The organism is Arthrobacter sp. FW306-1B-F12A (assembly GCF_058781865.1).
Map to the genome: position 1 here is coordinate 1 of NZ_JBYSXD010000033.1, position 22,574 is coordinate 22,574.

Sequence of the window (22,574 nt, forward strand, 5' to 3'; positions counted from 1 at the left end):
GGGCTTGCGTTCGACCGGGACGGCTTTGTTGCGCTGTTCAACGCGCAGCAGCTTACGGCCTTCAGGTGCCAGGGTCATGAGGAACTCCATAATTCAGGTGGCGCGGACGCACCACGATGATTCGGTTCCTCCCCGCTCTGTATTGGACCTGAGAGTTTCCGCGTCCCTGCCTTGCGGCTGGACGCTTGCACCGTCGGTGAGTCCGGTTGCCCGGGCTGCTTTCCAGAGTTGCCTTGCCGCGGCGGTACATGGGCCTGAGAGATTCCTGGGGAGGATTTGCTCCTACGGCGCCTGCTGAAACGTACCGGCAGGGCTCTCCCGCCGCAGATCATAAGCGTGTGCCGCCTTCCGGTGACACGTCTCACATGGTATCCGGTGCCTGTGCGGCACGCAAAGGGCACGTGAGCATTCGTGAAGCTAAATCCTGCGGTAACTAAGGTCGAAGATCATGCGCCCGGCCTCGTGGGCCTTGTTTTCGAAGCTGGTGCGGATGCGGCCATCGAAGCGCGGAGCCCATCCGCCTACGTGGTCCACTCCCTCGTTGGGGCCGGTGTGCTCGGTGCTGACCGGTGCCCGGCCTTCCTTGACGGGGGCCCCGCCCACCATGGATTCGACTCCGGATTCCCACACTTGGGTGAGGGGGCTGTCCGCGCCGGCCCGCTCGCCGTCGTGCAGGTTTTCAAACTCGGTTGAGCCGGCCAGGACCTCGCGGACGTGGACGGCGTAGTTGGACCAGTCGGTGGCGATCCGCCACAGGCCACCCTTCTTGAGGGACCGCGCAGCGAGTTCGGCGAACGCGGGCTGGATGAGGCGGCGTTTGTGGTGCCGGGACTTGTGCCAGGGGTCGGGGAAGAAGACCCAGAGCTCGCTCACCGAACCGGCAGGAAGCATGGTAGCCAGGACCTCGGGCGCGTTGGCTTCGACCACCCGGACGTTGCTGAGCCCGCGGCTGTTGATCTTGATCATGGTGTTGGCCAGGCCCGGGGTGTAGACCTCCACGGCGAGGAAGTCCTTGTCCGGGTTCTCCTCCGCAGCGTGGCATACGGCGTCGCCGAGTCCCGAGCCGATTTCAACGATCAGCGGTGCCTTGCGCCCGAACTCCGCTTCGGCGTCGAACACGTAGTCCGGGTGCACCGAGGTGTTGGCGACATGCCGCGGAACCTGGATGGCCCAGCGGTCCGAGTGCTCTTCCCACGCTGCCTGGCGGCGGCCCTGGAGGCGCGTCCCGCGGCGCACGAAACTGACCGGCCGGCCGCCGTAGGTGCCGAAGGAGGCCTGGCTCCCTGGGGTCACGGGGCGCGAAGACTGCGGTGTTTCAGGGGATTCTGGGGTTTCACTCATCCCCTCCAGAATACCGTTGCAGGACCAAACGCCCGCGGCGGAACCTGCGCACTCTCCCGTCACGAGGCGTCCGCGCACGGGAGTGACTGCCAGAATGGGTTGGTGACCCCCGCTTCAAGCGCCCCCAAGAACACCAAGCCACACTCCGGCGTCGCCGAGATACTTGTCGACGCCGAGATCGACGAGCTCCCCGCCGCCGAGCCCACCCAGGTCAAAACGCGCGGCGGACTCGTCTTCTTGGGGATCTGCCTGGTGCTCATCGGGCTGAACCTGCGGACGGTCTTCTCGAGCTTTTCGGCTGTCCTTCCGGAAGTCACCGCCAACGCCGGTCTGCCGGGCTGGGCGGTGGTTGTCCTCACCACCGTGCCGGTGACCTTGCTGGGTGTCTTCGCTCCGCTGGCGCCCATCCTGGCCCGCCGTTTCGGTGCCGAGAGGGTGCTGCTCGGCGCGATGGCCGTGCTGACAGCGGGGCTGCTGATCCGACCCGTGGACCTCGCCGGAGCGGGGCACTTGCCCGCACTGCTCACCGGAACCGCGGCGTGCGGCGCCGCGATCGCCCTGTGCAACGTGCTGCTGCCCGGCGTGGTCAAGCGCGACTTCCCGCATCGGCTCGGACTCATGGGCGGTCTGTATACGACGGCGATTTGCGCGTCTGCCGCGCTTGGTGCCGGTTTCACCTACCCCGTCTTCACGGCGGCCGGGCACTGGACCTCGGCGCTGTGGTTCTGGGCGCTGCCCGCCGCCGTCGTACTTTTGCTTTTCCTGCCGCTGGCGATCCGCCAGCACCCCGTCCGCCACAACGCGGCCGACGGCGGTGCGAACGTCTGGCGTTCCGCCGTCGCCTGGCAGGTCACCATCTTCATGGTGTTGCAGGCGATGATGTCCTTCAGCGTGTTCGCCTGGTTGGCGCCGATCCTGCGTGACCGCGGGATCGACGGCGGGACGGCCGGCTTGATCGTGTCGGTGTCGATTGTCCTGCAGATGCTTGGTTCGTTCGTTGCTCCGGGGCTAGCGGCCCGGTTCAAGGATCAGCGCGTCATCAACACCGTGGTGGCGCTCATGACCGGGGGTGGCTTTGCCTTGAGCATTTTCGGCCCCACGGACCTGATCTGGGTGTGGACCGGACTGTTGGGCCTTGGCCAGGGGAGCCTCACGGCCGTGGCGTTGACCATGATCATGCTGCGTACCCGCGATTCGCACACCGCCGCGCACCTTTCGGGCATGATGCAGGGCGTCGGCTATGGCTTGGGCTCCACGGGAACACTGATGGTCGGCCAGTTGCACCAAGCGACGGGTGGCTTCGCCGCAGCCGGCATCCTGTTCCTCGTGGTGGGGTCCCTGGGGGCCTTCTTCGGGTTCCGCGCCGGGCGGAACCGCTACGTCGGCTAGCCCGACTGACTCGCAGTTGTTGTCGTTTTCAGGGCTCAAAACGACGTTAACTGCGAGTCAGTTGGGTCCGAAAGGGGGAGGTTAGTGCGTCAGGTCCTTGCCCTTGGTTTCCGGGATCATGAAGGCGAACGCGATACCGATGGCCAACAGGATCACGGCGTAGACGTTGAACATGTTGGCCTGGCCGATGCTGCCGAGCCACGTCTGCAGGTACGGGGCCGTCCCGCCGAAGACCGCAACGCAGATGGAGTACGGGACGCCGACGCCGACGGTGCGGATCTTGGTCGGGAACAGTTCGGCGTACACGGCCGGGACAATCGAGGCGCTGCCGGCAATGAAAAACAACATCACGGACATCGAAACGGCCAGCTGCCAAGGGGAGTCCTTCAGGAGCCACGTCATGGGGAAGTGCAGCAACGCCGCCCCGGCGGAACTCACGATCAGCACGGGCTTGCGGCCGATGCGGTCGGACAGCTTGCCCCAGAACGGCAGCGACGCGATGAACGCGACGTTGCCGATGACGCCGGCCCACAAGGCTGCGCCACGATCCATCTTGAGGCTGCTGGCCGCGTAGCTCGGCGCCACGACGCCCCAGATGTAGTAGACAACGGTGAGGCCGACGGTCAGCCCGATAACCTGCAGGGCCTGCTTGCGGTATTTGACGATCTGCGGCCACATGGGCTCGCGCTTTTCCTTCGGAGCTTCGGCTTGGAACGCCTCGGTCTCCTTCATTTTGGCTCGCATGACTAAGGCGTAGATGCCCAGGGCACCTCCCACCAGGAACGGGATGCGCCAGCCCCAGGCGTTCATGTCGGCCTTGCTCAGCACGCCGGTCAGGATGGCGCCCAGCAGGGTCCCGGCGAGGATGCCCGCGGTGCCGGAGGTGTAGATGAGGGTCGCCCAGAAGCCGCGCTTTTCCTTGGGCGCCATTTCGGACAAATACGTTTGCGACGACGGCAGCTCGCCACCGTGGGCGAGGCCCTGGATGAGGCGGGCCACCAGGAGCATGACGGATGCCAGGGCCCCAACGGCCTGGAATGTCGGGGCGATACCGATCAACAGGCTGCCGACAGCCGCGAGGCCGACGGCGATGGTCATGGACGTCTTGCGGCCGATCCGGTCGCCGATCCAGCCGAAGACGAAGCCGCCGAACGGCCGGGCCACGAATCCGACGGCGAAGATCGCCAAGGTGGAGAGGACCGCGGACGTGGGGTCGGCGCTGCTGAAGAGCGCGCTGGCGATGAAGGGCGAGAACGTGGCGTAAATGGCCCAGTCGTACCATTCGACGGCGTTGCCGATGCCGGTGCCGATGAGGGTTCGCAGATGGGACTTGTGAACCTGGGCTGTGGCTGAAGCGCCTACGGTTGCGGTCATGTCTTGCTCCAAGGTCTGGGGGTGGTTAGTTGCCGGCGGCGAGGGTGGCGATACGGGAGACCGCGAGCTCTGCGTAGAGCGCCGCACCATCGGACAGGACGCCGTCGTCGAACGTGGCGTAGGGAGAGTGGTTGAACGGTGAGGTGGTGTGGTCCACGCCCCGCGGCACGGCGCTGAGGCCCACGAAGGTTCCCGGAACTTCGGCCAGGACCCGGGAGAAATCCTCCGAGCCACTGATCGGCGTGGCCCAGCGGGAGAGCCGGGAATCGCCGAACATTCCCGAGATGATGTCCTCGGCGGTGTGCGTCTCGTCCTCGTCAGTGACGGTCATGGGGTATTCGCCGCGGTAGTCGACGTCCACCTCAAGGCCGTGCGCGGAGGCAATGCCCTTGAGGAGCTGCGGAATCGCAGTCATCATCCGCTCGCGGGAGGCTTCCGAGAATGTGCGGATGGTGGCTTCGAAACGCGCGGATTCGGGGATGACGTTGCGTTTGGTACCCGCCTGCAGCACGCCCACGGTCAGGACTACGGGATCGAACATGTTGAACTGCCGGGTGATCATGACCTGCAGCGCCGTCACCATTTCCGCGGCCGCAGTCACGGGGTCCTTGGCCGAATGCGGCGCCGAGCCATGACCGCCGGCGCCCAGGACCGTGACGAAGAGTCCGTCCGAGGCGCTCATCATCACGCCAGCTTTGGTGCAGAACTGGCCGTGAGGTTCCAGTGAGGAGAAGACATGTATGCCGTAGGCGGCGTCAACACGGCGGCCTGCTGCGTCCAGGACGCCTTCGCGGATCATGTGGCCCGCGCCGTCGAAGCCTTCCTCGCCGGGCTGGAACATCAGGACGACGTCGCCGGCCAATTGATCGCGCCGCTCGGCCAAGAGGGTTGCGGCTCCGGCGAGCATGGACGTGTGGAGGTCGTGGCCGCAGGCGTGCATGGCGCCGTCGATCTTCGAGGAGAACTCGACGCCGGTGCGCTCCTGGACGGGGAGTCCGTCCATGTCGGCACGGAGCAACACAGCCGGCTTCTGCGCTGAGGCGTGCTCCGCCCCGCCCCGCAGGACTGCGGTGACCGACGTCGTGCTCTCGCCAAGGGTGATTTCGTACGGGAGTCCGTCGAGCGCCTTGAGCACCTTTTCCTGGGTGCGCGGGAGGTCCAGGCCGATTTCCGGTTCCTGGTGGAGCTCGTGGCGGAACCGGGCGATTTCTCCCTGCATCTCTTGGGCGTCTGCGGCGATCGACATCTGTTCTCCTGTTTCCTGAACGATTGGTAGGTATCCATAGCCATTGTGGAGTGACTAGCCTCACAATCTTCCAAAGCCCTGTAAAAATTCAGGAACATGCCAGAATTAACAAGAATCGCGCATCGACTAGGAGAGGATCGCTGATGGAACTCAGTGAGGAGGACCTCCGGCTGATCAATGCCCTCCAGATCTCGCCGCGGATCAGTTGGTCCGACGCCGCCGAGGTCCTGGGCGTCCATGCCACCACGTTGGCCTCCAGATGGGACCGCCTGCGGGAATCCGGAGCCGCTTGGACCACGGCGCACCTCATGGGCGACCCCAAGCATGCCTGCCTTGCCCTGTTGGACGTGGACTGCGAAATGCACCTCAGGCCAGAGGTAACGGCCGCGCTCGCGGCAATTCCGGAGATCATCACGGTCGAGGAGGCCGCCAGCAACCGTGACCTCATGCTGACCGTGATCACCCAGGACCTCGGTGAGTTCAGCAGCCGGCTATTGCCCCAGCTCAAGGAAATCCGGGGGCTCACCAAATACCGGACCTCGCTCTGCACCCGGATCCACACGAGCGGCTATGCGTGGCGGCTCAACGTCCTGAGCCGGGCGGAGCAGCAGGCCCTCCGCGCCCTCGCCGGGCCGGAAGCGCTCAATCCGTCCGCCCCTTACGCGCAGGTCACCCCGTTGCCGGCGAGCCATATGGAGCTCTTTCCCTTCCTCGCCCGGGACGGACGGGCTTCGGCCGCGGAAATCGCACGCGCACTGGGGCGGCACCCTGCAACGGTGCAACGGCAGCTCGGCCGGGTGCTCGCGAGCCGGATGCTGTCCTTCCGTTGCGAAATCGCCCAGCAATTCTCCGGCTATCCCATGACGTGCCAGTGGTTCGCGAATGTTCCAGCAGGCCAGCACGAGGCCGCGGCCGCCGAGTTGCGGGCCGTGAGGAACGTCAGGTTCACGGCCTCCACCACCGGCAGCACCAACTTTGTGATCATCATGTGGCTGCGCTCGCTGGCCGAGGTCATGGAGATGGAACTCGCCATCCAGCAACGCATTCCCGGGATCGAACTCGTCGAAAGCGTCGTGATGCTCAGCACGGCCAAGCGGGTCGGCTGGATGCTGAACCCGGACTCGACGGCGACCGGCGCCGTCGTGCCGACCGCCGCCGTCGGCTTGGCTTAGAGGCCGGCGTTGTAGACGTCTAGTCCGAAGCGGTTCAGCCCAGGGGTGCCTGCGTAGCCGAGATACGGGAGGCCGAAGGTGTCTTCAATGCTGGCCAGCAGACTGTAGTGGTTGTACGGCGTGGTGGACCAGGTGCCGCCCTTGGTGAAGGGGGAGATGACCAAAGCGCCCACCCGGCCGCCGCCCTGTCCGACAATCCCGGGAAGCGGGGAGTTGGGCCCGGGGCCCTCGCCGCAACACGCGGAAGCGTCTGATTGGGGGCTGTCGGATTCGTCGAAGGTGATCACCAGGACGCCGTCCTGGCGGAAGGCGGGAGACGAGGTGATCAGCGGAACGTACTGCTTTAGCCAGGCATCGGCGCTGGTCAGGCCGCCGGGCTGTCCGTCAACGCAGGGGGAGTCGTGTCCGTCATGGCAAAGGTTCGGCGTGATCATGGACAGGTTGGGCGTGGTGGAGACCGAAGCGAGATCGGTCTTCAGGGCTCCGAGGTCCACGTTGTTCTTCGCACAGTCCGGCGATCCCGTGATCCCCGCGAAGTAGACAAAGGGGTTGTGGCGGGCCGCGTACTGGTCCCCGACCCTTGCTTTCTGGGTGTCATCGGGTGCGCCGAGGGCCGGGTGGCGGCACGGCGTGCCCATGTCCTCCATGTAGCCCTTCCAGGTCTTGCCCGCTGCCGTCAATTGGCCTGCCACCGTGGGCACATCGGCGGGGAAGACGCAGCCGTCCCCAACGGCCTGGCCGGGATCTGCTGTTCCGGTCTTCGCGAACGGGGAGTACGTCTGGCAATCGGCCTGCATCTGCGGGTTGGGTCCTTGACCGGAAATCTGGGCGACGTAGTTCGGCTGCGAGTTGTGTGCCGTGCCGAAATACTGGTTCAGCAGGACGCCTTGGTTGCGCAGTGTGGTGGAAAGGTACGGTGCCGCCGAACCCGGTCCCCATGTGGTGTCGTACCCCTTGTTCTCGAGGTTGATCACGAACACGTGCTTGGCTCCCGGGAGGTACCCGGAGCTCTGGACGGTTTGGGGTTCGCTCGCTTGTGCCTCGGTCTGCTGCAATCCGAAGGCGATGCAGGAGGCGCCCAGCAGGACGACCAGCAGCGCAGCGAATCCGAGCCGCATCTTGGAAATGGCGAAGTTCTTGAAGGTCATGGCAGGGTCCATCCGTCCGCAAGTGCTTTCTGTTTCAGGCCGGCCCACTCTTCTTCCGCCGGCGGCCCGACAGGCGAGCAGGCCGGTCCGGCGGCATAAGGCGGCACGAGGTACGTGGGAGCGGTCAAATTGGGTGCTGATTGGAAATCAAGCACTTCGGCGATGTTGCGCGCGGCATTGTCTCGAGGCGTCAGGGCTTGAAGCCCCCAGCGCCACTCGATGGCCTTCAGGATTGAGGTGTGGTCGTAGGTATCATGCGCCACGTATTGCCTGCGGGCGCGCGGAGAAATGACCATGGACGGGACGCGGAAGCCGCGCCGGGCGGTATCCGGATTGCTGTCCGGTGCCGTTTCCGGTGGCACGTGGTCGTAGAACCCGCCCCATTCGTCGTAGTTGACCACCAGCATGGTGTTCGCCCAGTTGGGGCTTTTGGTCACGGCGTTGTAGACCTCCGCCAGGAAGAGCTCGCCCGAGCGGATGTCGGCGTGCGGGTGGTCGTCGCCGGAGGTTCCGCTGGACTCATCCGTGAAGCGCGGATCCACGAAGGACACCGAGGGCAGCTTGCCGGAACTGCAGTCGCTGAGGAACTCGGCGTAGGGCCTGGAGATGCCGAGGTACTTTGTTCCCCAGAGGGCGGTAAAGGGAACGTCGCCGTAGTAGTACTTTCCCTGAACGCCGGCGGCTGCCAAGCGGTCCCAGATCGTGGGCAGGGTGCTGGTGACGGTCGAGTTATGGAGCCTGTCCGTGGCAGCAGAGTGCTGGTAGAAGCGGTTCGGATACGTTTCGGCGAGGGTGGCTGCGAAATAGCGGTCGCAGACGGTCCAGTCGGGACCCGCTTGGCGCCAGAAGTCGAGGTCGCTCGAATCGTAGTATCCCACGGCGAATTCATCGTTCTCGCCTGCCCGCAGCCAGCCGTCGTTCTTGCCGTTGTTGAACTGGATCCTGCCGCCCTCGTAGGAATGGTCAGGGTCCGGATGCCCACAGCCCTGGAAATCCGTCAGGTGGTGGGTTGTATGCGGAATGCCGTAGCGGTCAACGAACGTCAGTCCGGCCTGTTTTCCGTCCGCGCCAGGCATCCAGCCAAGGAAATGGTCGAACGAGCGGTTTTCCATCATCACCACGATGATGTGGTCGATGCCTGAGGAACCGGGCTGTGGGAGTGCGGTTGCGGCGGGCACGGTCCTCACGGTGGCGCCGCTGACAAGCGTCGCAGCCGTGGCAGATCCGGCAACGGACAGGAAGTTGCGTCTTGTGAAGTTCACGCCAAGCAGTGCATCACGGAATGATTACGGGAACAACCGATAGTCGGCTATTTAGTACAGAGTTTGCCCAGAGTTAATTTCAGGTGAATATTAATCACTTGAATGGATTTTGAAGGTGGCCCCAAACTCGTTTGGGCTTCTAGGCTGGGATGATGACAAGCCACGACGCAACAGCCGGCATACTGCAACGCCCCTATCTCCTGGCGACGGCGGGTGCCTGTGCGTTGGTCTTCCTGGCAGCGTTCGAATCCATGGCCGTCACTACCATCATGCCGCTCGTGAGCCGCGATCTGGACGGTGCCGGACTCTATGCGTTGGCCTTCGCCGGTCCGCTCGCCACGGGCGTGATCGGCATGGTGGCCGCAGGAAACTGGGCGGACAGGCGTGGGCCGGCCGCCCCGCTGTACGCATCCGTTGCGCTGTTCGCGGCCGGGCTGCTCATCGCCGGTACCGCGCTTTCCATGCAGATGCTCGTGGCCGGCAGACTGGTCCAAGGCCTCGGCGGAGGCGCCATGACCGTGGCGCTGTATGTGGTGATCGCCCGGGTCTACCCCGCCAGGTTGCATGCCCAAGTCTTTGCCGCGTTCTCGGCGGCCTGGGTCATTCCCTCGATGATCGGTCCCTTCGCCGCCGGCGTGGTTGCCGAGTTGAGCAGTTGGCACTGGGTGTTCCTCGGGGTCGTGGGTTTGGTGGTTCCGGCCTTGGCAATGATCCTTCCCGCCATGCGGGGGGTGCGGTCCACGCCGGACGCGCGGGAGGCGGGCTCCTCGGAGCCAGGCTCCCCCAAGGCGGGCGCCGGAGAGGCGAAGCCTGGAGGCGCCGATGTTCCCTGGGCCTTCGGCCGCATGGGGTGGGCCGCGCTCGCCGCCCTTGCGGTTCTCGGCCTGAACCTCTCCGGACAGCTGCCCGGCGTCGGATGGATGATCGCCGCCGTCGCGCTCGTCATCGCCATGCTGGCAGTGCGGCCGCTGGTCCCCCGCGGCACGCTCGGCGCGCACCGCGGATTGCCAAGCGTCATCCTCATGCGCGGAGTTGCCTCAGCAGCCTTCTTCGGTACCGAGGTTTACGTGCCGTACCTCCTCACGGAGCGGTACTCGTTCTCCCCGGCATTCGCCGGACTTGCGCTGACGGGATCGGCGATTGCCTGGGCAGCGGCGTCCGCAGTCCAGGGCCGCATGGGTTCCCGGCTCGGCAACGCCCTTGCAGTCAAGATCGGGTCTGCGCTGGTGCTCGGTTCGGTGGTCATCGTTCTCGTGACCACGGTGCTCGCGTGGCCCGCCGGAGTGGCGATTGCGGGCTGGCTGTTCGCGGGCGCCGGGATGGGCCTGATGTACCCGCGGTTGAGTGTCATGACCCTGGCGCTCTCCAAGCCCGAGGATCAAGGCTTCAACAGTTCTGCGATGTCCATCTCCGATTCCCTCGGCGGCGCCCTCTCGCTCGCCGTGACGGGTCTCGTCTTCAGTGCGCTGACGACGACGGCGGGTTCCTTCGCGGGGGTGTTCGTCCTGACGTCGGCCATCGCCGTCGTCGGGCTCGTCATTGCGCCACGGGTCGCGGCCCGGCGGCCTTCTGGTGCCGAACATGCGGTGGACGCCGAGGCGCACCGCGCAGCCGAAGCGGACGACGTGCGGGCCTAGGACGTGTGAGCCCCGGATGTCCGGGTGGCCCGGAGCACGCTGTCGATGGTGGTGGCGTGTTGGCCGTCAGGGCCCGTCACCGCGCGTTCGCGGGAATCGGCAACGTTGATCCGCCACGTCTCCGGACCGTTTGTGAGCGCCTCGACCAAGTCCTCGGGAGTGAAGAACTTGTCTTTCATGTCCTTGTGCCCGCTCCACGGAGTCAGGCCATCCGGATGATGCCCGACAACCAACAAAGCGCCGCCGGGAGCCACGGCCGCCGCAGCCGAGGCCAGGAAATCGCGCCACGGAAGAAGCGGAGAATGCAGGAATTGGGAGGACACCAGATCGAAGCCAGCTTCCGGGTGCCACGAGCCGAAATTCCGTTGCAGCCACGTGATCCGGTCCGGTAGCCCGACGTCGACGGCATGGGCTTCTGCCCGTTCAAGCGCGACGGCGGAGACGTCCACCGCGGTCACCGTCCAGCCGTGCTGGGCGAGCCAGATGGCGTCCGCACCCTCCCCGCATCCGAGATCCAGGGCGGTGCCGGGAGCCAGTCCCTTGGCTTCCGCGATGAGTTGCGGATTGGGATTCCCGCTCCACCTCTTCGCCTTCTCCCGGTAGACCTCGTCCCAAAACTGCGCCGGGTCGGCGTCCTGGTCAGGGTTGCTGTGAAGGTGGGCTCCGCTGTCGTGGATTTCGCCGTGAAGGTGGGCTCCGCCGTCGTGCTGGTGCGTCATGGCTCAAGCGTGCCCTGATGTGGCCCCGCGAGGCAACGCCTGTCCCCACCCAACTGACTCGCAGTTGTTGTCGTTATAAGCACTCAAAACGACAACAACTGCGAGCTACTTGGGGGAACACCGCCTGCGTGAACCTGCCCTGTGGAAAGGCCGGCTGCCCGCGGATGCTAGAATAGATCTACTTGATGTGCAGTGATGCCCGCTTAGTCCCCGAATTTGGCTTGGTTCCAAACTTGGGAAGTGGGCTTTTTTCATGTGAGAGGCACATCCTGCGTCGATGAACGCGTTTTCTCTGGTCCCGGCCACGGCTTATTGCCTACCGGTCGATCACTGACTTTTTCCTCGGCGAACCCTTGGCCCAACCGGCGTCGGGGGACGATGTCCGTTGGACACCGCCAGAAAGACCCTTGAAGCACATGACTACTTTTGCTGCCCTTGGCACGCCCAAGGCCATTGCCGATTCGCTCGCTGCAGATGGCATCGAAGAAGCCTTCCCCATCCAGGTCAAGACCCTCCCGGATACGCTCGCAGGCCGCGACGTCCTGGGCCGTGGCCGCACCGGCTCCGGTAAGACCATCGCTTTCGCTATCCCGCTTGTGGCACGTCTCGCCGAGCGCGAAGCCAAGCACTTCCGCAAGCCCGGCCGCCCCATGGGACTGGTCCTCGCGCCGACCCGTGAGCTGGCCACCCAGATCAACGCCACCATCGAACCGATGGCCAAGGCCATGGGCCTGAACACCACGGTCATCTACGGCGGCATCTCCCAGGCACGCCAGGAAAAGGCGCTGCGCGCCGGCGTCGACATCGTCATCGCTTGCCCGGGCCGCCTCGAGGACCTCATCCGCCAGCGCATCCTGACCCTCGAAGCCGTCGAGATCACCGTCCTGGACGAGGCCGACCACATGGCAGACCTCGGCTTCCTCCCGGTGGTCAAGAAGCTCATGGACATGACCCCCACCCAGGGCCAGCGCCTGCTCTTCTCTGCGACGTTGGACAACGGTGTTGACAAACTGGTCAACCGTTACCTGTCCAACCCGCTGACCCACTCCGTGGACGACCCCCAGGCCGCCGTCACCACCATGGAGCACCACGTCCTGGTGGTCAACGACCAGACCGTCAAGAAGCAGCTGATCGTGGAGCTGGCCTCCGGCGCCGGCCGCCGCGTCCTCTTCATGCGCACCAAGCACCACGCCCGCAAGCTTGCCAAGACCCTGACCGATTGCGGCATCCCCGCCGTCGACCTTCACGGCAACCTGTCGCAGAATGCCCGTGACCGCAACCTCGCCGAGTTCTCCAGCGGTGAGGTCCGGGTCCTGGTGGCCACCGACGTCGCGGCCCGCGGCGTGCACGTCGACGACGTCGAACTCGTCATCCACGTCGACCCGCCCACAGAGCACAAGGCTTACCTGCACCGCTCAGGCCGTACGGCCCGCGCAGGTTCCGACGGCACCGTGGTGACGCTGACGCTCCCCGAGCAACAGTCCGACGTCAAGAAGCTCATGAAGGCTGCCGGCGTCGACGTCTCGTTCGAACGTGTCACGGCCAACTCTCCCCTGATTGCCGAGCTCGTGGGCCAGGTCGCCGACAAGGTTGATCCCCGCACCCGTGCGGCACTGCTCGCAGCGAAGACCCAGCAGCCGGGCGGCGGCACATCCACCGGTGCCAACGCCCAGCGCAAGCGCAACCGCCGCACCACCCAGGCTGCACCCACTGCGGGTGGCCGTGGTGGTCGCGGTGGCCGTGGCAAGGTTGCGGCCGAACCCGTGCGCACCGACATCAACCGCGCTGAGCGCCGCGCAGCAGCGAACGACGACGTCGCCCGCAGCACGCGTGGACGCGGCAACGCAGCTTCCGCTCACCGCAACGACGTTCCTGCTGCTCGTGGCCAAGGTGCGCAGGGTGGTCGCAGCGGACGCCCGGCAACCGGCCAGCGTGCAGCCGCAGGCAACCGCTCGGCGTCGGCCCCGCGCACGGAATCCGCAACTTCAACGCGCACCGGTGGCAACAAAGCTGTCTGGTCCTCGAACACGGGTGGCAACTCCGGTGGCTCCTACGGCTCGGGCTCGGGCAATTCAGGTGCCGGTCGTCCGGCCCGCAGCGGCCCGCGCCGTGCCTCGGCTCCGGCGTCGAACGAGCGCCGCGGCCGCTAAGCCGCGCGGGGTCTAGGGGCTCCCGTCCCCGTAGGGACTACCACCCGCGTTCGCGCCATTCCGCAAGGTGTGGCCGCTCTGCACCGAGCGTGGTCGGATCTCCATGGCCCGGATGCACCACGGTGTCGTCCGGGTAGGCCTCGAACAGCCGTTCGCTCACATCGTTCAACAGCGACGTGAAGCGGGCGGCATCGTTCTGCGTGTTGCCAACTCCTCCGGGGAACAACGAGTCGCCGCTGAAAATGTGCGCTGGCCCTTCGGGGTCCAGGTACACGTAGGCGATCGAACCCGGGGTGTGGCCGCGCAGGTGCACAGCGGTGATGTCGAAACCGTCGAAGTTTCCCACGTCCCCATGGTGCAACTGCACGTCCACGGGCACTGGGAGCGCGTCGGCGTCGTCCACTCCGGCCGAGGTCTTCGCGCCCGTAGCTTCCACTAACCCGGGCAGCGCGCGGACGTGGTCCCAATGCTGGTGGGTGGTGGCGATGAGGGCAAGTTTCGGTGGCGATGCGGCGTCGGCGACCGACTCCGCAAGCATTGCTTGGATCGCCGGAAGGTCGTCCGCGGCGTCGATCAGGAGTTGCGCGCCGCTTGCCTTGGCGGTGAGCAGGTACACGTTGTTGTTCATCTCGCTGACCGAGATTCGCCGGATGGTGATGTCACGCAGTGAATGAATGAGTGAGTCCATTCGTCCACTCTACGGAAGCCGCCTGCGGCTCACCGACTACTCGCGGCCCTGCGAAACCCAGGTGGGATCCGCGGACCGTGAGCCGACGACGGCGTCCGCGGCGCCGTCGAGCACGTCCAGTTGGGCGGCACTCAACTCGAGCGACAAGGCACCCAGGTTCTCATCGATGCGGTGTGCTTTGCGCGTGCCGGGGATGGGGACCACGCTGAGCTGGAGGCGGCGGCCCTGGGCGTAAAACCAGGCCAGAGCCACCTGGGCGGGAGTTGCCTCCCGGCCGGTGCTCCCGGACAGCTCGGCGGCCACGGCACGCACCGCGGCAACAACTGCCTGGTTGGCGTCGAGCGCGCCGTCCGCAAAACGGGGGATGCGGTGCCGGAAGTCGTTCTCGCCGAGTTGCTCGGCGCTAACGGTGCCGGTGAGGAATCCCCGCCCAAGCGGCGAATAGGGTACGAAGCCCACACCCAGCTCTGCCGCGGTCGGGACGACGTTGCGCTCAACGTCCCGGCTCCAGATGGACCACTCGCTTTGCACGGCTGCGATCGGGTGCACGGCGTTGGCTTCCCTCAGCTCCTCGGCTGTCACTTCAGACAGGCCAAGGTGCCGGACTTTGCCAGCCCGGACAAGCTCTGCCATGGCCTCCACGGTTTCCACAATCGGAACGCGGAGGTCGCGGCGGTGCATGTAGTAGAGGTCGATGACGTCGGTGCCCAGGCGGCGGAGGCTCGCTTCCGCCGCCTGGGCCACGTACGCGGTATCTCCCCGGACATCGGTGTAGCCCTCGCGCGGGTTGCCCACGATGCCGAACTTGGTGGCCAACTGAACCTCGTCGCGTCGGTCCCTCAGCAGCTTCGCGATCAGTTCTTCGTTGTCGCCCGCGCCGTAAATGTCGGCGGTGTCAATGAAGCTGATGCCTGCATCCACGGCGTGATGCAGCGTCTTGAGGGATTCGGCGGGATCCACCTCGCCGTACACGGGGGTCAATGCCATCCCGCCGAAACCGAGGGGGCTCACGGTCAGGCCGTCACCGAGTTGTACGTTCGTGGTTTCCGGGCTCATGGTGCTTCTCCTTCGCCGAGTGTTCGTCTCACTGCTGGCAACCCCGTGGCGCGGGGGAGTATTCCGCGCTTATCGTTGGGCGGGCTCGCTCACTTCTTCACGCTTCTCCGTGGGAAGGGCCTTCAACCCGGCCGCGCAACCCACGATTCCTGCAATCAACAGCAGCTTGAGCGGGCTGGCCGGTTCGACGCCGGTGGCCATCGCCCAGCCAACGGTCAGCGCAGCGCCGATCCCGACCCAGACGGCGTACGCCGTGCCCAGGGGAATCCGTTTTACTGCGATGCCGAGTCCGATCATGCTGAGGCTTGCCGTGACGGCGAAGACCACGGTGGGGAGGGCTTCGCTGAAGCCGTCGGACAGCCCGAGAGCCGTCGCCCATACAGCTTCGAGCACGGCGGAGGCCAGCAGAATGGCCCATGCGAACTTGGCGGTCATGGCTACGCCACCACTTTCAAGCCGACCACGCACACACCGATTCCGGCGAGCAGGAGCAGCCGGGCCTCCGTCGGGCGCTCAACTTTGGTGATCATCGCGTATGCCGCCGTGAGGACGACGCCGACTCCCACCCACACCGCATACGCGGTTCCGGTGGGGATGGATTGCATCGCGAAGGCCAGGCCCGCGGTACTCGCAACCACGGTGACGAGGAAGACGGCTGAGGGCAGCGGCTTGCGGAAGCCCTTGGAGCGGTGGAGAGCTGCGGCCCAGACGGCCTCTAGAGCGCCGGACAGAATGAGGATTAACCACGACATGACAGATCCTTTGGCCAGTCTTGTCGCGTGCCGGGTACTGAACCGTCGTCCGGAGGTCCCTCTGCGGGCCTTCCTTCGAGGCTAGCAAATCCCGACGCCTGGTGGCCAGCTTTGGTGGCGAGCCTCACCAAGGGACATGTCGCCGCTGGGACTAGGAGTGCGCATGCTCCACGCGGTCGATGGAGATGACAGCGAGGAAGCCACGGCCCAGGATTTCCGGGCTGCGGGTATCGGAACCTACTACCGCGTCGTAGCGCGCGAGTTCCACAGACTCGGACTCAGCGGGTGCGACGGCGGTTCCACCCTCCGGGCCGTCCGGGGACACAGCCGATTCCGCGGGCTCCGCGCCGGGACTAACAGAAGCCTTGCCCTCCAAGAGGACTGCCAACTGACCTTGGAACACCGGGTGTGCGCGCTTCTTGGAGAGCTCGATGATGGACGTGTAGCCCTTGAATTCGCCGGCCCTGGCGATCACATTGAGGTCCCGGATGTCGCCGGTCGGGAGTGCGCTGGCCGAAGCCGCCTCGCCGGAAAACCGGAAAGGCCGGTACTTTTCCAAGGGGTGCTCTTCGCCGTCCACCGTGAGCAGCAGCAATTCGCCGTCGATCACGGTGATGACGCGCTCCATGCCGGGGAACGTCGAAAAATCGCCGGCCGATCCGACGTCGGCGATGCTGACCCGCCAGTCCCATGCTCCGTCCTGCGCCGATGCCGCTTTCGGATGACTGGCGAGTTCGCGGGTCACCCCGCCTCCGTTGCGCCACGGTTCGGGTTTGAGCTCGGCAAAGCGGATGATCTCCATGCGCTCCAGCCTAGCCCGGGCCCGCGGTTGGCCGGCTGAACGCTCGCGTAACATCGGTGCAATCTTGGCGCGGTTCAACAATCCCCGAGGCGCTTGCTAACGTCATAGGGAGGGAAACGGTTGGAGGCGCGGCATGTTCGTCAAAGTGTGTGGTTTGAGCACGCCCGAATCCGTGCAGGCCGCTGTCGAGTCGGGCGCGGACGCCGTAGGTTTCGTGCTGACGAAGAGCCCGCGCGAAGTATCGCCCGGCCGTGCCCGGGATCTACTGGCCCATGTACCGGAAGGTGTCGCCGCCGTCGGGGTCTTCCGCCACGAGACAGCCGCCGATGCCGTCGCAACCGCACGCGAGGCCGGCCTCGAGTGGGTCCAGCTCCACGGAAGCCGCGCGCCGGAAGACGTTAAGACCGTGCACGACGCCGGCATGCGGCTCATGCGGGCCGTCACCATGGGTGCCGCTCCGGACGAGTTCGAGGAATGGGGCGAGGACCTTCTCTTGATCGACGCCGCCGTGCCGGGCTCGGGCGAGGCATGGGACTATGCCTCGGTCCGGAACCTGGGCCTTGGTGCGCGCCACTGGTTGTTGGCCGGAGGATTGACCCCGTCCAACGTCGGAGCCGCGGCGCTCGAAGCCGAGGCCTGGGGCGTCGACGTGTCCAGCGGCGTGGAGTCCTCCCGCGGAGTCAAGGACCTCGACCTCGTGCGCGCCTTCGTCCAAGCCGCCAAAGCCTGACGTCCCCCCCAGCGCTCGCTCACCTTTAACGCCTTTCCCCCCAACGCTCGCTCACCTTTAACGCCCTTTCGCCAAACGCTCGCTCAGATGATGTGAGCGGGCGTCTGCGGTTTTGCCCCCAAAAGTGAGCGAGCGTCGCAAGAAGCCCTTGACAGCCGCCGTCCGTCGTCGCATATTTAACGCATCGGCTAATTAACCGAGGTGTTAAATATGAAGGCGCAAGAAATGTCCACAGATCGGCTCAGTCTCATCTTCTCGGCACTTGCCGACCCCACACGAAGGGCCATTTTGGCCCGGCTTTCGGAGGGTGACGCCACCGTGAACGAGCTTGCCGAACCGTTCGACATCAGCCTTCCCGCCGTCTCCCGGCATCTCAAAGTCCTGGAAAAAGCAGGGCTGATCAGCCGGAGCCGGAGTGCGCAGTGGAGGTCTTCCAAGCTTGAAGTGGAACCACTGCGCGAAGCCACCGAGTGGATGGACAAATACAGGCGCTTCTGGGACGCCAGTTTCACCCGCCTCGACGCCCACCTACGCAAGATTCAGCACGATTCAGAGGATCCAGGAGTCAAACCATGAACACCGAACAGCACATCCTTACCATGACCCGCGATTTCGATGCGCCACGCGAGCTCGTCTTCGACGCCTTTGTGGACCCCGAGCAGCTCGCCGCATGGTTCGGGCCTGTCGGAGTGGATTCGCCGCGCGAGCGGATCGTCGTCGACCCTCGTGTGGGCGGAGCCTGGCAGCTCGTCATGACCTGGGACGAGAACGGGGTCGCCAAGGAATCACCCATCGACGCGGTCATCACCGCATACGACCCGCCCGCCCTGCTGGTCGCCACCCAGAAAGCAGAGCCCGACGCCGGAATCACGCTCTTGCTGGAAATGCGCCTTGAGTTCGAGGTACTGGATGGCGGCCGCACCCGGCTTCATCTCACCCAGGGCCCCTTTGACTCCGACGAATGGGTGGACATGACCCGCGAGGGATGGGGCACCTCGTTCACCAAACTGGACACGTTGCTGGTGCGGGAATAGGGAAGCGGTCCAAAAGAGGGCCGAAGTCAACTTGGAAGGTCGGTGCCCATCCGGGCTACACTCCACGGCGGGGACAGAATGCCATTGCTCTGGAGACCGAACGGTTCCGGAGACCGACGATCAAGCAGAATGCGACCTTTGAAAATTTCTTCCAAACTTCTTAACGGCCCTATCCGATACCTGACAGTCGCCCTCTTCGCCGCACTGGCGCTGTCCGGATGCTCCACACCAGGAGGGGGATCCGCAGCGGCGGGCACGCCGTCGTCCTCTTCCACGGGCGACCCGGCATCCGCAAGTGCAAGCCCGACTCCATCATCGGGGCCATTCGGGGGCTTCGCGTCGGCGGCCGAAATGTGCTCCACCATCTCCAAAGAAGCTACGGGAGCGTCGTTGTTGCCAATGTCGGCGGCGCAAGGCAAGACCGCCGAGCTGGAGCAATACAAGGCCGAGCTCGCCGCAACGGCGGATCGTGTCCCGGACGCGCTCAAGGCTGATTTCACCAACCTCAAGGACACTGCGATTGCCGGCTTGAAAGACCAGACCGTCTACTCAAACGGCAAGTTCGAAAAGGCGATGGCTCCCGTTACCACTTGGCTGAGCGCCAACTGCAAGTAGCGGTTTTATCCACTTAAGCGAATAAACAGCTAGCGCAGTCCCGTTGCCGCGGCAAGAATGGCTTCATGCAGCTGCCAGTCATGCCTCCTGTCGCACCCATGCTTGCCAAGGCGGTTGGTGCCGTCCCGGATGGCGCCATGAGCTACGAACCCAAATGGGATGGTTTCCGCTCCATCGTTTTTCGTGACGGTGACGACGTCGAAATCGGTAGTCGCAACGAGAAGCCGATGAACCGGTACTTCCCGGAGCTCATCGAGGCGTTGAAGGCAAACCTGCCTGAACGCTGCGTCCTCGACGGCGAGATCATCCTGGTCGGCACGTCCGGTGACCGCTTGGACTTTGAAGCCCTCCAGCAACGCATCCATCCGGCAGCCAGCAGGGTCAAGCTGTTGTCCGAGCAGACGCCGGCGAAATTCGTGGCCTTCGACCTGCTCGCCCTTGGCGATGAGGACTTCACGGGACGGCCCTTCGCCGAACGGCGGGCAGCGCTTGAACAAGCGCTCGCAGACGCCGCCGCTCCCATCCACCTCACTGCGGCAACCCGGGACAAGGGAACTGCGGAGCAGTGGTTCAACCAGTTCGAGGGCGCAGGCCTGGATGGCCTGCTCGCCAAGCCGCTGGATGGTACCTACCAACCGGACAAGCGCGTGATGTTCAAGGTCAAACACCAGCGGACCGCCGACTGCGTCGTGGCCGGCTACCGGGTTCATAAGACGGGTGACGATCTTATTGGTTCGCTATTGTTGGGGCTTTATGACGACGGCGGCAGGCTTTCCAACGTGGGCGTGGTGGGATCCTTCTCGATGCAGCGGCGCAAGGAACTGTTCGACGAACTCCAACCCCTCGTGACCGGGTTCGAGGGGCATCCCTGGGCATGGGCCGAGCAGGAGGAAGGCAGCCGGACACCCCGCAACGCCGAAGGGAGCCGCTGGAGCGCAGGAAAGGACCTGTCGTTCACGCCCCTGCGGCCAGAACTCGTGGTGGAAGTGGCTTACGACCATATGGAAGGGGAACGGTTCAGGCACACAACGCAGTTCGTGCGGTGGCGGCCGGACAGGGATCCGGAGTCGTGCACCTATGAGCAGCTTGAGGAACCCGTGAAGTTCGATTTGTCAGCGGTCCTGGACACCGGGAAACCATAAATCAGGGGGATTTCAGGGCGAACCCTTAGGCCCAGGCCGCATCCAGCAAGGGACAATGGGAGATATGAAAACGCTGCTCAACATCATCTGGCTCGTCTTCGGCGGCTTCGTCCTGGCCTTGGGATATTTCATGGCCGGAATCGTCTGCTGCTTGTTGATCGTCACCATCCCGTGGGGCATCGCGTCGTTCCGGATTGCCTCGTACACGCTGTGGCCGTTTGGCCGCATGGTGGTGGACAAGCCCGGGAGCGGGGGCGTCTTTACGCTCCTAGGCAATGTCATCTGGTTGCTGGTCGCGGGCATTTGGATCGCGATCGGGCACGTGGTCACGGCCTTCGCCATGGCCATCACCATCGTTGGGATCCCGCTGGCCATAGCCAACCTGAAGCTCATTCCGGTATCGCTCATGCCGCTGGGCAAGCAGATCGTGCCGAGCAACCGACCGTTCGTCAGCACCTACCGCTAGCACGGCGACGCCGGCCACCCGAACCCCGGCGTCGGGCAGCGGGCGCCATGGAGTGTTCCGGAGTAGCGTAGGCGGTGTCTGCACTGCCTCCCCTCGAAAGGAACAGTCCATGTCCGCCGCCAGGAACACTGTTGCCAAGAACATCGTCTCCACCCTCAAAGCCAACAATGTCCAACGCGTCTACGGGATCCCCGGGGATTCGCTGAACGGTTTCACGGACGCGCTGCGGGAAGAGGAGAGCATCCGTTGGGTGCACGTCCGGCACGAGGAAGCCGCGGCGCTAGCGGCCGCCGCCGAGGCGGGCCTCACGGATGAACTCGCGGTGTGCGCCGGATCCTGCGGCCCGGGCAACCTTCACCTGATCAACGGCCTCTACGATGCCAACAAGTCCAGGGTTCCGGTGCTGGCCATCGCCGCCCACATTCCCAGCGAAGAGATCGGCAGCCAGTACTTCCAGGAGACGCATCCCCAGGAGTTGTTCCGGGAGTGCAGCGTTTATGTCGAGCACGTCGCGCATCCTTCCCAGATGCCCAGGGTCTTGGAAATCGCCATGCGGACGGCCGTCGAGAAGCGGGGCGTCGCCGTCGTCGTGATTCCCGGTGACGTGGCCCTCGCGGAGGCGCAGAGTGACCGGACCTCCGTGATCCGGGCCGCCCGGCCGGAGATCCGGCCCAACCCCCGGGAGCTCGCCGAGGCAGCGGACATCCTCAACGCGGCCGGCAAAGTCACCATCCTGGCCGGTGCCGGCACCGCGGGTGCGCACGCCGAGGTCATGGCCCTGGCGGACGCACTTGCCGCGCCGATCGTCCACGCCATGCGCGGCAAGGAGCACATCGAATACGACAACCCGTTCGACGTCGGCATGACCGGCCTTTTGGGCTTCAGTTCCGGCTATCGCGCGATGGAGAGCTGCGAAGCCTTGCTCATGCTGGGCACCGATTTTCCGTACCAACAGTTCTACCCGGAGAACGCAAAGATCATCCAGGTGGATATTAGGGGCGAGCAACTCGGCCGGCGGTCCCGGATCGATCTTGGCCTGGTGGGCACGGTCAGGGACACTGCAGCCTCGCTTCTGCCCTTGATCGAGCGCAAGGTAAAGCGCACACACCTGAGTACCTCGCTCAAGCATTACGCCAAGTCGCGCGCCAAACTCGATGACCTGGCTTCGCCGGCGAAGGACGGCCAGCCGATCCACCCGCAGTTCGTGGGCAGGCTCGTGGATGAGTTTGCCGGCCCGGATACGGTTTTCACGTGCGACGTCGGATCCCCCACCGTGTGGGCGGCCCGGTACCTGAGCATGAATGGCCGACGCCGGCTGCTCGGCTCGTTCAACCACGGAACCATGGCCAATGCACTGTCGCACGGAATCGGTGCGGCGGCCGCGTATCCCGGGCGCCAGGTGGTGGCCCTCGCGGGGGACGGCGGCCTGACCATGCTTCTCGGCGAGCTGATCACCTTGGTGCAGAACAAGCTCCCGGTCAAAGTGGTGGTTTTCAACAACTCCTCGCTGAACTTCGTGGAGCTCGAAATGAAGGCCGCCGGATTCGTCAATTTCGGCACTGAGCTCGAGAATCCGGACTTCGCCAAACTGGCAGAATCGCTGGGCATCCGCGGAATCCGGGTGGACAACTCCTCCGGGTTGAAGGCGGGGCTGGCTGAAGCCTTCGCGCACGACGGTCCGGCCCTCATCGACGTCCGCACGGCCCGGCAGGAACTGTCCATTCCGCCGGCGATCAGTGCCGAGCAGGTCAAGGGCTTCACGCTCTACGCGATCCGGACGGTCCTGTCCGGCCGCGGCGACCAGCTCATCGACCTCGCGAAGACCAATATCCGCCAGATTTTCTAGCCGGA

General features: G+C 65.0%; 22 protein-coding genes and 3 riboswitches. Of the genes, 11 read left to right on the forward strand and 11 right to left on the reverse strand.

All coding sequences use genetic code 11. From position 1 onward, the window contains the following. Positions 1–127: 127 nt before the first annotated feature. Positions 128–231: riboswitch (glycine riboswitch) on the reverse strand. A 1-nt stretch (position 232) separates the two neighbouring features. Beyond that, positions 233–331, reverse strand: a riboswitch (glycine riboswitch). A gap of 86 nt (positions 332–417) precedes the next feature. Further along, positions 418–1,341, reverse strand: a complete 924-nt coding sequence (gene trmB / locus AC3WJU_RS15295; RefSeq protein WP_284991880.1) for a tRNA (guanosine(46)-N7)-methyltransferase TrmB — start codon at positions 1,339–1,341, stop codon at positions 418–420. A 102-nt stretch (positions 1,342–1,443) separates the two neighbouring features. On the opposite strand from trmB, the gene AC3WJU_RS15300 reads away from it, so the two are divergent. Next, positions 1,444–2,730: an MFS transporter gene (locus AC3WJU_RS15300; protein WP_492260277.1), complete on the forward strand. Its 1,287-nt coding sequence runs from the start codon at positions 1,444–1,446 to the stop codon at positions 2,728–2,730. An 81-nt stretch (positions 2,731–2,811) separates the two neighbouring features. Here AC3WJU_RS15300 and AC3WJU_RS15305 read toward each other — a convergent pair whose 3' ends face one another. Both AC3WJU_RS15305 and AC3WJU_RS15310 read right to left on the reverse strand, forming a co-directional pair. Next, positions 2,812–4,104 carry an MFS transporter gene (locus tag AC3WJU_RS15305; RefSeq protein ID WP_492260278.1) on the reverse strand — a complete coding sequence of 431 codons (1,293 nt, stop codon included), beginning with the start codon at positions 4,102–4,104 and terminating at the stop codon, positions 2,812–2,814. A gap of 25 nt (positions 4,105–4,129) precedes the next feature. Next, positions 4,130–5,350, reverse strand: a complete 1,221-nt coding sequence (locus tag AC3WJU_RS15310) for a M20 metallopeptidase family protein (RefSeq protein ID WP_492260279.1) — start codon at positions 5,348–5,350, stop codon at positions 4,130–4,132. Between the two features lie 143 nt (positions 5,351–5,493). Between AC3WJU_RS15310 and AC3WJU_RS15315 the strand changes: the two genes are divergently transcribed. Then, positions 5,494–6,522, forward strand: coding sequence for an Lrp/AsnC family transcriptional regulator (locus AC3WJU_RS15315; RefSeq protein WP_284991885.1), 1,029 nt, complete (start codon positions 5,494–5,496; stop codon positions 6,520–6,522). Here AC3WJU_RS15315 and AC3WJU_RS15320 read toward each other — a convergent pair. Both AC3WJU_RS15320 and AC3WJU_RS15325 read right to left on the reverse strand, forming a co-directional pair. Further along, positions 6,519–7,670 carry an alkaline phosphatase family protein gene (locus tag AC3WJU_RS15320; RefSeq protein WP_284991886.1) on the reverse strand — a complete coding sequence of 384 codons (1,152 nt, stop codon included), beginning with the start codon at positions 7,668–7,670 and terminating at the stop codon, positions 6,519–6,521. The two genes, AC3WJU_RS15315 and AC3WJU_RS15320, sit on opposite strands and share 4 nt — an antisense overlap. Beyond that, entirely contained in the window at positions 7,667–8,932 is a 1,266-nt protein-coding gene (locus AC3WJU_RS15325) for an alkaline phosphatase family protein (RefSeq protein WP_284991887.1), read from the reverse strand. The genes AC3WJU_RS15320 and AC3WJU_RS15325 overlap by 4 nt, the downstream gene beginning before the upstream one ends. Before the next feature lie 152 nt (positions 8,933–9,084). On the opposite strand from AC3WJU_RS15325, the gene AC3WJU_RS15330 reads away from it, so the two are divergent. Next, complete coding sequence (locus AC3WJU_RS15330; RefSeq protein ID WP_492260280.1) at positions 9,085–10,569, forward strand: MFS transporter; 1,485 nt, start codon at positions 9,085–9,087, stop codon at positions 10,567–10,569. Here AC3WJU_RS15330 and AC3WJU_RS15335 read toward each other — a convergent pair. Beyond that, positions 10,566–11,288 (reverse strand): SAM-dependent methyltransferase, encoded by a 723-nt coding sequence (locus tag AC3WJU_RS15335; RefSeq protein ID WP_492260281.1) that lies wholly within the window; start codon positions 11,286–11,288, stop codon positions 10,566–10,568. The two genes, AC3WJU_RS15330 and AC3WJU_RS15335, sit on opposite strands and share 4 nt — an antisense overlap. Before the next feature lie 416 nt (positions 11,289–11,704). Here AC3WJU_RS15335 and AC3WJU_RS15340 point away from each other — a divergent pair, with 416 nt between their 5' ends. Continuing rightward, positions 11,705–13,438, forward strand: a complete 1,734-nt coding sequence (locus AC3WJU_RS15340; protein WP_492260282.1) for a DEAD/DEAH box helicase — start codon at positions 11,705–11,707, stop codon at positions 13,436–13,438. 37 nt (positions 13,439–13,475) lie between these two features. On the opposite strand, the gene AC3WJU_RS15345 is transcribed toward AC3WJU_RS15340, so the two are convergent. From AC3WJU_RS15345 to AC3WJU_RS15365, 5 genes are all read right to left on the reverse strand, one after another. Next, positions 13,476–14,126: an MBL fold metallo-hydrolase gene (locus AC3WJU_RS15345; RefSeq protein ID WP_492260283.1), complete on the reverse strand. Its 651-nt coding sequence runs from the start codon at positions 14,124–14,126 to the stop codon at positions 13,476–13,478. A gap of 36 nt (positions 14,127–14,162) precedes the next feature. Then, entirely contained in the window at positions 14,163–15,182 is a 1,020-nt protein-coding gene (locus AC3WJU_RS15350) for an aldo/keto reductase (protein WP_492260284.1), read from the reverse strand. A 69-nt stretch (positions 15,183–15,251) separates the two neighbouring features. Beyond that, a complete protein-coding gene (locus AC3WJU_RS15355; protein WP_492260285.1) occupies positions 15,252–15,617 on the reverse strand; it encodes a DMT family transporter in 366 nt (121 codons plus the stop codon). 2 nt (positions 15,618–15,619) lie between these two features. Next, positions 15,620–15,934 (reverse strand): DMT family transporter, encoded by a 315-nt coding sequence (locus AC3WJU_RS15360; protein WP_492260286.1) that lies wholly within the window; start codon positions 15,932–15,934, stop codon positions 15,620–15,622. A 9-nt stretch (positions 15,935–15,943) separates the two neighbouring features. Next, positions 15,944–16,009, reverse strand: a riboswitch (guanidine-III (ykkC-III) riboswitch). A gap of 76 nt (positions 16,010–16,085) precedes the next feature. Beyond that, a complete protein-coding gene (locus tag AC3WJU_RS15365) occupies positions 16,086–16,736 on the reverse strand; it encodes a HutD/Ves family protein (protein WP_307055442.1) in 651 nt (216 codons plus the stop codon). 133 nt (positions 16,737–16,869) lie between these two features. Between AC3WJU_RS15365 and AC3WJU_RS15370 the strand changes: the two genes are divergently transcribed. The 7 genes from AC3WJU_RS15370 to poxB all read left to right on the forward strand — a co-directional run bounded on the left by AC3WJU_RS15370 (position 16,870) and on the right by poxB (position 22,569). Then, the gene (locus tag AC3WJU_RS15370; RefSeq protein WP_492260287.1) at positions 16,870–17,466 is read left to right on the forward strand and encodes a phosphoribosylanthranilate isomerase; all 597 of its coding nucleotides are present in this window, start codon (positions 16,870–16,872) and stop codon (positions 17,464–17,466) included. 225 nt (positions 17,467–17,691) lie between these two features. Further along, positions 17,692–18,042: an ArsR/SmtB family transcription factor gene (locus AC3WJU_RS15375; RefSeq protein WP_059389912.1), complete on the forward strand. Its 351-nt coding sequence runs from the start codon at positions 17,692–17,694 to the stop codon at positions 18,040–18,042. Then, complete coding sequence (locus tag AC3WJU_RS15380; RefSeq protein WP_059389913.1) at positions 18,039–18,500, forward strand: SRPBCC family protein; 462 nt, start codon at positions 18,039–18,041, stop codon at positions 18,498–18,500. Before AC3WJU_RS15375 ends, AC3WJU_RS15380 begins: the two co-directional genes overlap by 4 nt. A 138-nt stretch (positions 18,501–18,638) precedes the next feature. Next, positions 18,639–19,115 (forward strand): hypothetical protein, encoded by a 477-nt coding sequence (locus AC3WJU_RS15385; RefSeq protein WP_284991895.1) that lies wholly within the window; start codon positions 18,639–18,641, stop codon positions 19,113–19,115. Between the two features lie 65 nt (positions 19,116–19,180). Further along, positions 19,181–20,257: an ATP-dependent DNA ligase gene (locus tag AC3WJU_RS15390; protein WP_284991896.1), complete on the forward strand. Its 1,077-nt coding sequence runs from the start codon at positions 19,181–19,183 to the stop codon at positions 20,255–20,257. A gap of 64 nt (positions 20,258–20,321) precedes the next feature. After that, on the forward strand, positions 20,322–20,723 hold the full coding sequence (locus AC3WJU_RS15395; protein WP_059389916.1) for a YccF domain-containing protein: 402 nt from the start codon (positions 20,322–20,324) through the stop codon (positions 20,721–20,723). A gap of 109 nt (positions 20,724–20,832) precedes the next feature. After that, positions 20,833–22,569 (forward strand): ubiquinone-dependent pyruvate dehydrogenase, encoded by a 1,737-nt coding sequence (gene poxB, locus AC3WJU_RS15400; protein ID WP_492260288.1) that lies wholly within the window; start codon positions 20,833–20,835, stop codon positions 22,567–22,569. Positions 22,570–22,574: the final 5 nt, after the last annotated feature.